10 protein-coding genes are annotated in these 14,613 nt (G+C 61.4%); all 10 read left to right on the top strand.

The window, feature by feature from the left end:
* The first annotated feature begins 69 nt into the window (after positions 1 to 69).
* The 10 genes from ACYQ6J_RS09400 (at position 70) to ACYQ6J_RS09355 (ending at position 14,379) form a co-directional block, all read left to right on the top strand.
* The gene (locus ACYQ6J_RS09400; protein ID WP_460183924.1) at positions 70 to 3,084 is read left to right on the top strand and encodes a flagellin N-terminal helical domain-containing protein; all 3,015 of its coding nucleotides are present in this window, start codon (positions 70 to 72) and stop codon (positions 3,082 to 3,084) included.
* Positions 3,085 to 3,264: 180 nt separating this feature from the next.
* Complete coding sequence (locus ACYQ6J_RS09395) at positions 3,265 to 3,882, top strand: 5-formyltetrahydrofolate cyclo-ligase (protein ID WP_460183923.1); 618 nt, start codon at positions 3,265 to 3,267, stop codon at positions 3,880 to 3,882.
* 366 nt (positions 3,883 to 4,248) lie between these two features.
* The gene (locus ACYQ6J_RS09390; RefSeq protein WP_460183922.1) at positions 4,249 to 4,743 is read left to right on the top strand and encodes a hypothetical protein; all 495 of its coding nucleotides are present in this window, start codon (positions 4,249 to 4,251) and stop codon (positions 4,741 to 4,743) included.
* A gap of 283 nt (positions 4,744 to 5,026) precedes the next feature.
* On the top strand, positions 5,027 to 6,430 hold the full coding sequence (locus tag ACYQ6J_RS09385; RefSeq protein ID WP_460183921.1) for an ATP-binding protein: 1,404 nt from the start codon (positions 5,027 to 5,029) through the stop codon (positions 6,428 to 6,430).
* Positions 6,427 to 7,821, top strand: coding sequence for a sigma-54-dependent transcriptional regulator (locus ACYQ6J_RS09380; RefSeq protein WP_460183920.1), 1,395 nt, complete (start codon positions 6,427 to 6,429; stop codon positions 7,819 to 7,821). The genes ACYQ6J_RS09385 and ACYQ6J_RS09380 overlap by 4 nt, the downstream gene beginning before the upstream one ends.
* Before the next feature lie 159 nt (positions 7,822 to 7,980).
* Positions 7,981 to 8,424, top strand: a complete 444-nt coding sequence (locus ACYQ6J_RS09375) for an RrF2 family transcriptional regulator (protein WP_460183919.1) — start codon at positions 7,981 to 7,983, stop codon at positions 8,422 to 8,424.
* Positions 8,425 to 8,787: 363 nt separating this feature from the next.
* The gene (locus ACYQ6J_RS09370) at positions 8,788 to 10,131 is read left to right on the top strand and encodes an aminotransferase-like domain-containing protein (protein ID WP_460183918.1); all 1,344 of its coding nucleotides are present in this window, start codon (positions 8,788 to 8,790) and stop codon (positions 10,129 to 10,131) included.
* Positions 10,132 to 10,197: 66 nt separating this feature from the next.
* A complete protein-coding gene (locus tag ACYQ6J_RS09365) occupies positions 10,198 to 11,331 on the top strand; it encodes an LptF/LptG family permease (RefSeq protein ID WP_460183917.1) in 1,134 nt (377 codons plus the stop codon).
* Positions 11,332 to 11,553: 222 nt separating this feature from the next.
* Positions 11,554 to 12,717, top strand: coding sequence for a hypothetical protein (locus ACYQ6J_RS09360; RefSeq protein WP_460183916.1), 1,164 nt, complete (start codon positions 11,554 to 11,556; stop codon positions 12,715 to 12,717).
* A 105-nt stretch (positions 12,718 to 12,822) separates the two neighbouring features.
* The gene (locus ACYQ6J_RS09355) at positions 12,823 to 14,379 is read left to right on the top strand and encodes a sulfatase (protein ID WP_460183915.1); all 1,557 of its coding nucleotides are present in this window, start codon (positions 12,823 to 12,825) and stop codon (positions 14,377 to 14,379) included.
* The last annotated feature ends 234 nt before the right edge of the window (positions 14,380 to 14,613 follow it).

Genomic DNA, 14,613 nt, shown 5'->3' with positions numbered 1-14,613 from the left:
GGTGCTTATTTCGCTCTCAATCCATTTGGAATAAACGTAAGTTGACATCAGCGGCTTGCAGGGACCGGTATGGGTGCCATTAGCGGCGTTCCCACCACGCGCGTGACCGACCAATTCATCCGCCAGCGGTTGATGGCGCAGGTGCAGTACACCCAGCGGGAACTGTATCGGTTGCAGGTGCAGATGAGCACGGGCTACCAATACGAGTTTCCCAGCGAAGCGCCGATTGCGTCGCTCCGCGTGATTTCTCTCCAACGCCTGCTGGAGCAAAAGGCTCAGGTCAAAACCAACTTGGCCACGAGCCAATCCTTCTTGGATGCTTCCGATGCGGCCTTGAGTCGCGTATCGCAGATCGTCGCCGAGGCACGGGGCACGGCCCTTGGGGTCTTGGGCACAACCAGCACCCAGGAACAACGCGCGGCCGCCGCGCAGCAAATTCGCCATGCCCTCCAACAATTGGTGGACGCCGGCAATCAGAACTTTCGAGGACGCTATCTTTTCGCCGGCAGCCAGACTCAGGTGCGTCCCTTCTCCACCGTTGGCAACGGTCTGATTCGCTACGACGGAAACGAAACGGTCCTTCAGAGCTATTCCGACGTCGACCTGCTGTTCGACACGAACATCCCCGGCAGTCGCGTGTTCGGATCGCTTTCCGCGGAGATCACCGGTAGAGCGGACCTCAATCCGGCGCTCACGTTCGATACCCCTTTGTCCCAGCTTCACAACGGCGACGGCGTCTCGCTGGGCAGTATCGCGGTCTCGGACGGAAGCCAAACCGCGATTATCGATCTTAGCGGGGCGCACACGATCGGCGACGCGGCCTTGATGATCAAACGGCAGGCGGGCGGCATGCCGCTGAACGTCGAGGTCGGCCAGCGAGGCTTAATTCTAAGCCTGGCCTCCGCCGCGGGCGATTTGTCGGTACGGGAGGTGGGTCAAGGGGTAACAGCCAGCCAACTCGGAATCCTCACGCCTATCGGCGTGGGGACGGGACCGATCATCGGCGAAGACTTGAATCCGCGACTCGTGCCGGGCACGCGGTTGGCGGACACGCTGGGGACCTTTGCCCGCGCCGTGATTCGCTTTCCCGGGACGGACAATGACTTCACGATCCAAGCCGTCCATCACGGCGAGGAATTCAACGATGTGCGTATTCGGCTCGAAGACGATCCGACCGTCCATTGGGGCGAGGAGGTCGTAACCTACGACTCCGTCGCCAAGGAAATCGTGGTCCGCATCGACGAAGGTCATACCCAGGCGGGCCACGTGGTCGATGCCCTGAACCGAGCCAATGACGCCGGCGTCCTTCCCTTCCGCGCTTCGCTCGATCCCACCGACCGTGACGCCTATCCGGGTCAGGGATTGGTGTCGCCCACCGACCCCGGCCAGTGGGCGGGGACCACTCAAGACGGAAGCGGAGAAGACCTGGACCTCCGTTCCGGCATCCAGGTCGTCAACGGCGGCCAAACCTACACCATTTCCTTGGCCGACGCCGTGACCGTGGAGGACCTGCTCAATCGCCTCAACACGTCGGGGGCGGGCTTGTTGGCCGAAATAGCGTCCGACGGCACCGGCATCAACGTCCGCTCCCGGATCAGTGGGGACGACTTCGCGATCGGAGAGAACGGTGGTAACACCGCCGCACAGTTGGGGATACGCTCGTTTCACGAGGGTGTCTTTTTGCGCGACCTGAACCATGGGCGAGGAGTGCAAGATTATCAAAGCGAGGGTCAATACGCTACTGCGGTGTGGGATTCGTCGGGCCTGAACAATGCCCTCCAACTCAAGGCCCGTGAGTCCGGACCGGACTGGAATGATTACAAACTTCGATTCTACGATTCCGGCTTGCCTCCCGGTTCCGAGATACTCACCTTCGACGAAACAAACAAAGAAATCGCCGTGGGGATCGCCCCCGGGTACACGACGGCCCAAAGGGTGGTCGACCTTTTTGCCGCCTCCCCCGGCGCACGCGACCATTTTTCGCTCGAACTCTACAACGAAAACGATGTTCCCAACGACGGCACCGGTTTGGTGCAACTGGGTGAAACGGCGACTTCCGGAGGCAGTTCGGGCGGTATCGATTTCCTGATTCAGCGGGCGGACGGCGTCACGCTGGAGATCGACGTGCAGGGGGCGGCGACGATCCAAGATGTACTCGATCGAATCAATCATCATCCCGACAATCCGCCGCGCTCTCCCGGCGGCGACCCGTGGTTGATCGCGAGACTGTCGCGGTTCGGCAACGGCATCGAACTGGTTGACGACAGCATCGGCTCCGGCACTTTGACGGTGACCCGTACCCAAATGAGCCGCGCGGCTATTGACCTCGGTTTGATACCGGAGGGAGCGGAGTCCGCAACGGTCTCCAGTCCCGGGTCCATCGCCGTAGCCGAGGCCGCCTCCGCAAGCCCGAACAGCGACCTGATCTTCCGCACGCGGCGACCCACCTCGGAGGGTAACGGATTCCAAGTCGTTTTCGAGGACGCTGGGGCCGATCCCGAGAGTTTTTCCTACGACGCGGCGAATCGAATCCTTCGATTCAAGATTCAACCGGGAATCACCACCGCCAATCGCATCATCGAACTCTTTCAAGGGCATGCCACGGCGAGCCAAACCTTCGAGGTCGTCCTGGATCCCACCGACGGAAATGACGGCACCGGTCCTGTGGATTTGACTGATCCCGGGAATCCGCCCACATTGACCGGCGGTGCGCCGTCGTACTTGACCGGTCGCGACGTCAACCCTCTGGAAACCGAGGGTTTGTTCACCGCGTTGATTCGTCTGGCGGCGGCGTTGGACCGCAACGACGTTCCCGAGGTTCAGCGCGCTGTGGAGATGCTGGATCAGGCCGACGTCGCCACGAACTTCGTCCGCGCCGAATTCGGCACGAAACAACAGGCGCTCGAGATTTTGAAGACCCGCCTCGACGACGAAGATACGCAACTCCGTCAGGTGCTCTCCAATGATTACGAGGTGGACCTGGTGGAAGTGGTCTCCGAATTCACCGGCAGGCAAGCGGCGCTCCAGGCAGCGCTGAAGGCATCGGCTCAGATCTACCAACTGAGCCTTCTGAATTACTTATAAACCGCGAAGCCGACGGCATCTCACTCTAGGCGGCGGGAACGCCTATGGTTATCTTGACCGCGAGGAAAGTCTTGTGAATCGTGGTGCTGCGGTGCGAGGTCGCGCGCAAGGCCGATTGTCGCAGTCCCGGTTACCGTCGAATACGCCCCTTCTCCATCGATCCCATTCAGGTGCGCGTCGATGCCTCATGACGACCATGACGCCGTTCGCATTCGCAAACAGGAACTTCGACATAGGATGAGGGAGCGCAGACGGGCGTTTGCCCTGCGCCATGCAGCCTCGTCGCTCATCCATATTCGCCTGTTGCGATTGCCGGAACTGATCCGGGCACGAACCGTCATGACGTACGTAAGCGTGGGCACCGAGGTCGCCACGCGAGACCTCATCTCTCAATTGATTTCTTTAGAGAAAGCGATCATCGTACCCTACTGCCAGGGAATCGATTTGCGACTGTTTCGGCTGCGCACCTTGGAAGAGTTGGTCCCGGGCACGTTGGGCATTCCGGAACCGCCGCCGGAGTTGCGCGAGAACCCGCAACGGCAGGCCCGCGCTGAAGAAATCGACCTGGTGCTCATCCCGGGGCTGGCTTTCGATCGCCGAGGCAACCGCCTTGGGCAGGGCAAGGGCTATTACGATCGCTTCTTGCTGAGCTTGCGTCCAACCGCCTTCAAGCTTGGCTTGGCCTTCGAGTGCCAGATGGTAGAAGACCTGCCGCGAACGCCGCGCGATACGCCGGTGGATGCGGTACTTACCGAGAAAATGTTGTACCGCTTTCATCCGCCACAGAACGGCGACTGAGAGCGACGGCCGTCGCACGGCACATTCTTTCACGCCGGAGGCGAATCGCTGTGCAATTATTGCGCGCGGTCGCTACCCGCGGAATGAAACGCGATCGTTTTCTTTTAATCGTCGGGGGGCACCCGAACTCACCGAATCGGGGATTCTTCGCTTCCGCTGCGGTTTTTTCGCCATTCTCAACGCCTGACCGCCGGGATGTAATCGCTACCGCTTGCGCACGGCCATTCTTTGGGTGCGCTAGCCGCGATCGTGCACCCTTTGGCACGGCGATTGCAACTTACCCTACCGTCGTCGACGAGGGCGTTGCAAAAGGGACGGCCGTCCCGGAGAGTTCGAGCGATCCTACCCAAAAAAGGAGAAGTTGCGATGAGGTGTCGATACGTTGGTTTGTGTTGGGGTGCAGTGTTGGTGACGGCATTTGGCCTAGGGCATGTCGCGGTGGGGCAAGATTCCCCTACGGCGCCGCAGGCATCCCCGCCCCCCGCCGTCGCAAGCGATTGGTTGGCGCAGCGCGCCGAGTGGCACGCCGTCATGTCGGAGTGGTTAGCCGAACGAGCCAAGCCTAACGCAGACCCCGCTCGGTTGGCTGAGCTTCAGACGAAGTTGCAGTCCCTGCGTCCGACTCCGGGAACGGCGCCGGCATGGCAACCCGGACTGTGCCCGTATGGGGGGCCCCGCATGGGTATGGGACCGGGCTTCGGTCGCGGACCGATGGGCCCCTGCCCGATGGGACCGGGCTACGGCCCAGGTTACGGACGCGGGCGCGGTCCCGCCATGGGGTACGGACCGGCGGCAGGCGGCTACGGTCCGCCTCGGAATTTCGGCCCGGGTTTCGGCCCTGGACCGGGACGACGGTGGTAACCGTGGTAACCGTGGTGACCGTCGGCCGATGCCAAGGCTCGGCCCACTCGCCGACAAGTTGGGCGAGACGCAACGCATGATTTGCCGGCTTGACCGATAGCAGGCCGGACAGGCCACGTGAAACTAGCGCGCGATAGCGGGAGAGGAAGGGGTCGTGACGGTCAGACGCCACGGCCCTTTTTTACTACGCAACCGGTTCGCCCGGCGGTTTGGCATTTTCCACCTCTTGTGAGACAATCAAGATCGAAGCTGATATGCCGAATCTTGGCAAGCGAGACGCCGTATGAGTCTGATTGGCGCCAGGGCAAGCCGACCGCTCCTCATTTCGCTGCACGCCGGGGCTGCCTTGGTTTGCGCGACCTTGGCCGTCGGAATCGTGGTGTGGCAATATGGCGAGTTATGGAAAGACCGTCGCGCAGCCGAGTCCGCGCTCGGCCGACAAGCCGAGTCCATTCACCGCGCAATCTCGGGAAACCTCCGCTCTCATCGCCGCTTGGGCGCCTATTTCGACCAACAAATCGCGACGTTTCTCGAAGAGTTGGTCGCGTCGCAAGACGTCTTGGGCGTCTCCATCGTCGATGCATCGGGCAGGGAAATCATTCACGCCGGCGAAATGATTCCCACGATCGCCAACCGACGTGATGCCTGGTCCGAGCGGGGATTTGTCTCTCGACGAGAAATCGACATCCCCCCATTGTCGCCGACAGGCGGGGGGCCCTTCGGCCCCGGTCGCGGTTTCGGTCGCGGACGATGGGGGGCGTTCGCCGCTCCTGAGGAAAGCGTCTTTATGAACGGCGGACGCTTCGAATGCGTCATTCTCTTGGATCGAACGGCCTTTGATGCCCAAGCGGCCCGCCTGGTGCGATTGCGTTGGGGATTGATCGCGGCGGGAGTCGGTGCCTGCGTCCTGCTTTGGGGCGGATGGATTCTTGGCCTGCGGGTATTGGCCCTGAGTCATCGAAAACGATTGGCCGAACTGCAAAGCCGTCATTGGGAGGAATTGAGTCATGCCGCGGCGGGCTTGGCCCACGAGACCCGAAATCCCCTGGGATCGATCCGCGGTTGGGCGCAACGCATTGCGGAAACGGAGACGCCCTCTTCTTCCGTGGCGTCGCAGGCACGCATCATCATGGAGGAATGCGACCGCATCACCGCGCGGATCAATCAATTCCTCAGCTTCGCCCGACCGTACGACTTGCACCTGGAAGCCGTCGATTTGGAGGCATTGTTTAAGGAATTGAAGACGCTCCTAGATGCCGACGCGGCCTCACGGGATTTGCGACTGGATGCCCAAGCGGAGATTCCCCGGATCACGGCCGATCCGAACTTGTTGCGGCAGGCGCTGTTCAACCTGCTTCACAATGCCTTGCGGTATTCGCCCCAGGGCGGCACCATCGAATTGAAGGCGTTTTCGGAATCGCCTCACAAAAAGGTGATCGAGGTGAGAGATCGCGGGCCCGGGGTTCCCGAGCCATCGCGCCCGCGGCTTTTCACGCCTTATTACACGACGTCGGACGGCACGGGATTGGGACTGGCCATCGTGCGAAGAATCGCCGACCTGCATGGCTGGAGTGTGGAATATCGCCCGCGACAGGGCGGCGGGGCAGTCTTTCGTTTGGTCATTTCCGATTCGAAAATCAAACCGCAACCGAAGGGCGACGCCGATCCCGACGAAACGGCGACATGAGACAAGGTTCCGAAAGTCACGCGAGACCCGCGATGGAGACCTCCGCCAAATCGACAAGACGCGCCGGCACCGTCTTGGTAGTGGACGATGAACCCTCGCAACGGCGGCTATTTGCGGAGTCGGTCCGACAATTGGGGTTGACGGTTATCGAGTCGGGTTCGGGCGAGGAAGCCGTCGAACTGGTCGCCCGTCGATCACCGGACCTTGTTTTGCTCGACGTCCGTCTGCCCGGTATGTCAGGCTTGGACGCGATGCGGCGGATTCGCGAGGAAAGGCCCGACTTGCCCGTTCTCTTAATCACGGCCTACGCCGACGTGCGGGACGCCGTCGCCGCCCTGAAAAGCGGCGCCTGCGACTACTTGGCCAAGCCCGTCGACTTGGAGGAGTTGAAAACCGCGATTCTGGATCATTTGGGTGAAAGTCACGATCGCGGGAAAACGGCCGAACTGCCGCCGTTGCCCTCGGACATCGTTTTCGCCGATCCCGCCTTTCGTCGCGTTTTGGAAACCGCGGCCTTGGTGGCGCCCACCGAAGCCCCGGTACTGATACTCGGCCCTAGCGGTTCGGGAAAAGACGTCATCGCGCGTTTGATCTGCCGCTGGAGCCGAAGATCGCAAGGTCCGTTCATCACGGCAAACTGTGCCGGATTGCCTGAGACGCTTATCGAAAGCGAGCTTTTCGGTCACGTCAAGGGAGCGTTCACGGGAGCCCAAGCGGATCGAAAGGGATATTTTCGCGCCGCCCACGGCGGGACGCTTTTTCTGGATGAGATCGGAGAGTTGCCGCTGCACCTTCAGGCGAAACTATTGCGCGTGCTGGAAAACGGCGAAATTACCCCGGTAGGCAGCGACCAGCCGGTGCGGGTGGATTTCCGCCTGATCGCGGCCACCCATCGCGACTTGATGGAGGCCGTCGCGGAAGGGCGATTTCGCGAAGACCTATTCTATCGGCTCAACGTCTTCGAGTTGCGGGTGCCGCCGCTAAGCGAAAGGCGGGAAGACATCCTGCCGCTGGCACGTCGTTTCGCGGAGCAATTCGCGGGCCGCTCCGTTCGGTTTTCGCCGCAGGCCGCTAGCGCTTTGTTGGCCCACCCCTGGCCGGGCAACGTCCGCGAACTGCGCAACGCGGTGCAGCGGGCGTGTCTCCTGGCCCGCGGCGACGTCGTCCTGCCCGAGCACTTGCCCCCGCAAATCAGCCGTACCGTGGAACGGCACGAAGGCTCCGAATCCGGTCGATTGGACCTTGTGGAAAGGGCGGCCATTCTGGCAACCCTCGAAGAGTGCGGCGGGAATCGCACGCTCGCCGCTCGAAAACTCGGCATCAGTCGAAGGACGCTGATCTACAAACTGCGCGCGATCGAGGAAGTGAAAAAATCCGCAGAGGACGCTTAACTACCTCTTTCCAATCGCACTTCCACCGTACGCGGGCCCCATTAGGCGTCCCGTCTTTCTTTTTGTCCCCTGGAATCTATAATTCGGTAAAATGGACTCGCAAATACTTTTTTGCGACAGGAAATGGGTTGGTCCGTCCGGGAGGGGATGATGGCCGGTATGTTGCGTATCTCGGAAGCGGCGTCGCTCGCCCTGCACGCCATGGGGTTGATGGCCCAGACGCAGCGACGTTGGTCGAATGAAGAGCTGGCACGGCGGTTGAGGGCCTCGGCCCATCACCTGGCCAAGGTGATGCAGCGACTGGTCAAGGCCGGGGTTATTCGTTCCGTGCGAGGGCCCCACGGCGGTTTCGAATTGCTTCGGGCGCCGGAGACGATTTCGCTGGCCGAAATCTACGAGGCGGTGGAAGGCCCCTTGCCGACTCCCGATTGCCTCTTGGGGGAGCCTCTGTGCCGCGGCGGAGATTGCATGTTGGGCGACCTGCTGCACTCCGTTCACAACCAAGTACATCACTACCTTGCCAAGACAACCCTGGCCCACATGGCCGGCGGATTGCAGCTTATCTCGCTGGAGGGTGCCGGCGCCAGCGGAAATGCTGGTTGAGGTCGATCGGATCGATCTTGCCACCCTTGAGTCTCTTTCGCCCGATGCCCTCCCGTACTGATTGTGCGCGATCCCCATCTCGACCGATTCCTTTGGGAAATTACTTCACATGGTGACCGTTTCCCTCGCCGCGGAGGAAACTCCATTGCGGGAGAATCGCGAAACAGTTTACGATTGAGTCGCACGCACAAGTAGCTGGAAACGGTCGGCCGCGTGCTGAGGCACCACCCGGGCAAGCGGAATGCGCGTCGACGGAAAGACCGCACGCCCCGAAACCAATCGTATTCACCAACTGATTTGCAGAAGGCGAACCCGCCGCACGTTTTTGTGTTTGCAAACATGATGGAACCATCCGATCCGCTCATGCCTATTTCCCAAGGTTCTCCATGCCCCGCCGGCAAGAGCGACGTTCCCGCCGCAACCATAAGCCGACGCGCTGCCGCCGCGGGAGGGGCCCCCGTCGCCAACATCCTGATGGCGCAGGCTCTGGCAAATCCCGATATCATTTCGCTGGCCGCCGGTTTCGTGGAGCACGACTCTCTGCCCGTCGAGGAGGTGGCCCAAGCGGTTCAGGCCATCCTGTCCCGGCGCGACGTTGCACTCGCCTCCCTGCAATACGGTTCCACCATCGGCTTTCCCCCTCTGCGTCAAGCCATTGTAGATCGACTGGCGGCCGCCGAAGGTCGATCGCAATCAAAATTGGGAGCTTCGATGGAGCGGGTGGTCGTCACGGCGGGCAGCAATCAGTTGCTCCATCTGATTTTGGATGCCCTGCTCGACCCAGGCGATATCGTCTTATGCGGATCGCCCACCTATTTCGTCTTCTTGGGAATCGTCCAAAACCTCCGCGGTCGAGCGGTGGGCGTGGAAACCGACGCGGAAGGCATGATCCCGGAGGCCTTGGAAGAGCGTCTCGCCTGGTTAGCGCGACGGGGCGAACTGGATCGCGTGAAGGCCATCTACATTGCTTCCTATTGCGACAATCCTACCGGTATCACGCTTGCGGAATCTCGACGCCCCCAAATCGTGGATCTGGCTCGGCGGTGGTCGCGCACAAACAAGATTCGCGTCTTGGAGGATGCTGCCTATCGAGACTTGCAGTGCGTTGATGCGCGACCGCCCTCCCTGCGTTCGTACGACGACGGCGATTGCGTGGTGCTATTGGGTACGTTCTCCAAGTCGTTCTCCCCGGGAATACGTGTAGGCTGGGGCCTTTTGCCCGCCGATTTGCTCCCGCCCGTGTTGGCACTCAAGGGCAATCTCGATTTCGGGTCGCCCCAATTCAATCAGATGGTGGTATTCACCGCCCTCGAAAACGGCGGTTTCGACTCTCACGTGGAAGGACTTCGCCGCCGTTATCGCGCGAAAATTGAACTGACGGCGGCGGCCCTGGAGCAATCGCTCCGCTCCGTCGTCCCTATCGATTACGTCAAACCTTCCGGCGGCCTGTACGTCTGGGTCCGATTGCCGCCCGGTTTTGATACCGGGATCGAGGGAGATTTCTTTCAAGCCTGCGTTCAGGAAGGAGTGCTCTTTTTGCCCGGAGAAAGCTGTTTTCCCGACGAGGGAAACGGCGTCCCCAAGAACTGCATCCGCATCAGTTACTCCATGCCGTCGCCCGATGGGTTGAGACGCGGCATCGCCGCCATGGGACGCGCCGCCCAGCGAATACGGGAAACGGCATCGGAATCCCCAGGGAAAAGCTAGAAAGCCGAAGTCGCCGCTCGGTCCGCATCGGAAGGTTCGGCGCTTCGGCGGAAGAGCTTGGCCTTTATGAAGATCATCGATCGATACATTTTCTTTCACTTTCTGCAATCGTTCCTCTTAGCCTATTTCAGCCTCACGTTCGTTTTCGTCGTCTTCGACTTTTTCACGAACATGGACGAGTTCTCGCGTGGGGCGTCGCAGGCCGGGGGATTGTTGCGGTTGGCAATTACGTTTTACGGACCGCACTCCCTGGCGTTTCTGGAACGCGTCTTGGGGTTGCTGGTTCTCAGTTCCGCTCTGTTTACGGTGGCTTGGCTCCAACGGCATAACGAGATGACGGCCCTTCTAGCGGCGGGCATTTCCCGCCTCCGCGTGATCAGCCCGATCCTGCTGGGGGCCGTCCTGGCGATCTTGCTCGGGGTCGTCCTCCGAGAAATCGTCCTGCCGCAACTTCGAGACGCCTTGGCGAGGACCAGCAAAGACCCGTTCGGCGAAAACGGCAAGCCCATTCAGCCCCGCTACGATAATCAGACGGAGATTCTCTTTCGCGGGAAGGCGGGCTTTCGCAAGGATCGCAGGATTTCGCAGCCCAGCTTGCTGCTGCCGCCGGAACTCGACACCTACGGCGGACAATTGCAGGCCGAGAACGCCTACTACTCGCCCCCGCAACCCGATCGCCCCGGCGGTTTCCTGTTGGACAAGGTGATTCGCCCTACGGACTTGGCCTCGCAACCATCGCTGGAACTGAAAGGGAAGCCGGTCATCATCACGCCGAAAGACGCCCCCTGGTTGCGGAAGGATCAGTGTTTCGTGGTCACCGACATCGATTACGATCAACTCGCCGGCGACCGCGTTTGGTTGGAGTACTCCTCGACGGCCACGTTGATTCGGGGCTTGCACAATCCCAGCTTGGACCTGGGCGCCGACGTTCGCGTTCGCATTCACAGTCGCTTGGTCCAACCGATCCGCGACTTGACGCTTCTGTTTCTGGGGCTTCCGCTCCTTTTGCGCCGGGAGCAGCGCAACGTGTTTCTCGCCCTGGGGTTGGGCTTGGCGATCGTCATCGTTTTCACGACCGTGGTGCTGGCATGGGAGTACTTGGGAGCCAATGAGACGATCAGTCCCGCTTTGGCCGCCTGGGGACCGCTCTTCATTTTCGTCCCTTTCGCGGCGGCTTGGCTCGATTGGATTCACCAATAGCCCCGCTTCGCCCTAGCTCCATCGGACCATCTGACGTTCAGGGCACTTCGCTTGGATGGCAATCCACCGTATATTAGTGGGATGGGTGAGGCCCGTCCTTCGGCGTGCTGAGCGTCATCCCGACGGCTATAGCCCTCCTTTCCAATCGCCCGTGGTAACCCGCGCCGTCATGGTACATAGCTAATGACGGCGACGCGAATAGATGATTTCGAGGACGACGTCATGGCGAACGATCAACCGCAACGCGACCGCTGGCAGGAGTTGGCGTCACTCTTAGGCATCGCTCCGCCGGCGGAAGGGCAACCGGCTTCCGGAACTTCCGGCCCATCGTTGGAGAACGCGGGCCACGAACCCCCGCCACTTGAGGTAACTTCGGAATCTCCGGTCGAGAAGTCCGATTCGCCCTTGACCACGCCGCCCGCGGTCGAGGCATCCGGCGATGCCGTCCGCAGTATCGGGATTCCCATTCGCGCGGATTGGAAGCGGGATCGCAAGGCCGGTAATTGGGAAGTTGTCACGGCCGAATTGGGTCTGGTCCCGCCTCAGCCTGCCACTCCGCCGGCGGTTCAGGAAGCGAGCCGCGTCCGCGAGGAGGAGACTGAACGCGAGGAAACCGAACTTCGGCGTACGCACGCCGGACGGCCTTTGAAACGGCCCCAGACCGATGCCGTCGTGTTCGATCCGGTTTGCCGAACCGTGGAACCGCCGGCCCTCCCCGAGGCGGAGATGGTGGCGATGACGCTCCCGGACGCGGACGCCACCAACGTGGATGAGAAGGTCGTCGCCGTGGAACCGACTTCGGTGACGGGCTTGGAACTGGAGCGTGCCGTGGTGGCGCCGCCCGAGATTCCGCAAGACGTGGAGTCGCAATTGGCCCCGCTGGAAGCGGCGGTCGGCGAGTTCGCGGACGAGTCGTCCGCCGTGGCCGCCGACACCATTACCACGGCAACCGTATTGCAAGAGGGTCGGCCGAAACGCAAACGCCGACGCCGACGACGCAAGACGCCGATCGCCGTCGCTTCGGAACCTTTCGAAGCCGAACTGCCTTCGATTGTCGCGGAAGCCGCGGCGGACGGTGACGACGACGATGAACTCGACTCGGCGGTTGAGGTTCCCGAGATGGTCGCCGTGGAAACGGTCGAGCCTGAGAAATCGGCGGGAGGAAGACGCGACCGGGGGCGGCAGCGTCGTCCCCGCGATACCTCCGTTCCTGCCGATTCCGAAGACGAATCGGCGGAAGATCGCGATGCGGCGGTCGAAGGCGAAGGCAAGTCGGCCCATAAGGCCGTTCCCACTTGGGCCGAGACGGTGGCGCACGTCATTCAAAAGAACATGGAAAACCGCCGCCGTCGCGGAGGGTCCGGGCGAGGACGCGATCGATCGTAGCGCCGCAACCGATCACGAAACGCGGCCGCTAAGCCGGCATTTTCCGCGGTCCATCACCCGCCCACCGCGTGTTGTTTCCGCAACTCGATTTCGGGGAGGCATATCATGGCACCGCTCGTGCGTCGGCCTTGGATTTGGCCGTGGGTCCCCTTCTTGCTCTGTTTCGGCATCGCTATCTCCGTTTCGCAACGCCGTCTCGCCGCCGAACCTCCCGCCAAGGTCAACCTCATCTTGATTCTGGCCGACGATCTCGGCTGGAGTGACACCACGTTGTTTGGAACGACCAAGCTCTATCAAACGCCGAATATCGAGCGTCTGGCTCGCCGCGGAGTTCTTTTCACGCACGCTTATTCCGCAAGCCCGCTGTGTTCTCCCACTCGGGCGAGCATCTTGACGGGAATGCATCCCGCGCGCGTGGGGATCACGGCGCCGAATTGCCACCTCCCGCAAGTCGTGCTTCGACCGGCGGCTCGCCCTACCGCCGCGCCCTCCGAAAAGGCCACCGTCGTCAATAGCGTCACGCGACTCGACACCCGATATGTCACCTTGGCGGAGCGTCTGAAAGCGGCGGGCTACGCCACGGCGCACTTCGGAAAGTGGCATCTCGGCCCGGAACCATATTCGCCCTTGGAGCAAGGGTTCGACGTGGACATTCCCCATTGGCCCGGTCCCGGTCCCGCGGGAAGCTACGTGGCTCCTTGGAAGTTTCCGGCATTTCACGAGAGGTCGCCCGGCGAGCATATCGAGGATCGGATGGGCGACGAGGCGGTCGCGTGGCTGGAATCTCACAAGGACCAATCGTTCTTCCTCAATTATTGGCAGTTCAGCGTTCATGCTCCTTTCGACGCCAAGAAAGAGTTGATCGACAAATACCGCCCGCTGATCGATCCCGCTAGTCCGCAACGTTGCCCCACCTACGCCGCCATGGTGCAGAGCCTGGATGAGAACGTCGGCAAGATCTTGGACGCCGTCGATCGCCTTGGATTGTCCGAGAATACGGCGATCATCTTCTTCTCAGACAACGGCGGCAATATGTACAACGAAGTGGACGGCACGACCCCCACCAGCAATGCGCCGCTCCGCGGCGGGAAGGCGACGGTGTACGAAGGCGGCATTCGCGTTCCCGCCGTGGTCGTTTGGCCGGGCGTGACGACTCCCGATACGCGATCCGATGCCGTCATCCAAAGCACGGATTTGTACCCCACCGTCCTGAGCCTGTTGGGCCTGCCGCCGACCCCGGACCAGGCCGTCGACGGGAAGGACATTACGCCGGCACTCCGCGGCCAAGCGTACGATCGCGGCCCGATTTTCACCTACTTTCCGCACAGTCCCAAAGTCCCCGACACGCTTCCGCCGACCGCAGTTGTTCACCACGGCGACTGGAAACTGATACGAATCTTTTTCGGTGGAGAGCGCGGCGAGCACTCTTACGAACTGTATAACCTGAAGGACGATATCGGCGAGAGTCGCAACGTCGCCGCCGAGCACCCGGATTTGGTGAAGGAATTGGACGGCCTGATCACGGATTTCCTTATCGATACGCAAGCGGTCTTGCCGCTGCCGAATCCGCGATACAACCCCAACTTGCCGCTGCCGAATCCGCGATACAACCCCAACGCGGTGCCGCGTGGATCGAACGTCCCCGCGCCCGCGGCTGAGTAGCGACGGGCGAGACTTCGCGGCTACAGGTCGCTTGCTATGGCTGTACGGCGCGGGCTGCGATGCGGCATTCCGGTGCTTGCACCCTGTCCGTGTGATGTGTCGATGCCATCCGATCGCCAAAGAGTCCGCCGCGGCGCATGCAGGCGGAGGGCCATGCATCGCGATCCTTCGACCTCTCGCGGACGCATCGGTCGTTCTCGCCGATCTATCATCCGCGAAGCCCTTGCCTAATCA

The organism is Thermopirellula anaerolimosa (genome assembly GCF_054657335.1).
Note: the sequence above shows the minus strand (reverse complement) of the source record. Positions and strands in the feature narration are given on the sequence as shown.

Bases quoted from the DNA above. Each gene is read 5' to 3' on its own strand.
- ACYQ6J_RS09390 (WP_460183922.1), top strand. From the start codon at position 4,249: ATGAGGTGTCGATACGTTGGTTTGTGTTGGGGTGCAGTGTTGGTGACG.
- ACYQ6J_RS09370 (WP_460183918.1), top strand. From the start codon at position 8,788: ATGCCTATTTCCCAAGGTTCTCCATGCCCCGCCGGCAAGAGCGACGTT.
- ACYQ6J_RS09385 (WP_460183921.1), top strand. From the start codon at position 5,027: ATGAGTCTGATTGGCGCCAGGGCAAGCCGACCGCTCCTCATTTCGCTG.
- ACYQ6J_RS09395 (WP_460183923.1), top strand. From the start codon at position 3,265: ATGCCTCATGACGACCATGACGCCGTTCGCATTCGCAAACAGGAACTT.
- ACYQ6J_RS09365 (WP_460183917.1), top strand. From the start codon at position 10,198: ATGAAGATCATCGATCGATACATTTTCTTTCACTTTCTGCAATCGTTC.
- ACYQ6J_RS09380 (WP_460183920.1), top strand. From the start codon at position 6,427: ATGAGACAAGGTTCCGAAAGTCACGCGAGACCCGCGATGGAGACCTCC.
- ACYQ6J_RS09360 (WP_460183916.1), top strand. From the start codon at position 11,554: ATGGCGAACGATCAACCGCAACGCGACCGCTGGCAGGAGTTGGCGTCA.
- ACYQ6J_RS09375 (WP_460183919.1), top strand. From the start codon at position 7,981: ATGTTGCGTATCTCGGAAGCGGCGTCGCTCGCCCTGCACGCCATGGGG.
- ACYQ6J_RS09355 (WP_460183915.1), top strand. From the start codon at position 12,823: ATGGCACCGCTCGTGCGTCGGCCTTGGATTTGGCCGTGGGTCCCCTTC.
- ACYQ6J_RS09400 (WP_460183924.1), top strand. From the start codon at position 70: ATGGGTGCCATTAGCGGCGTTCCCACCACGCGCGTGACCGACCAATTC.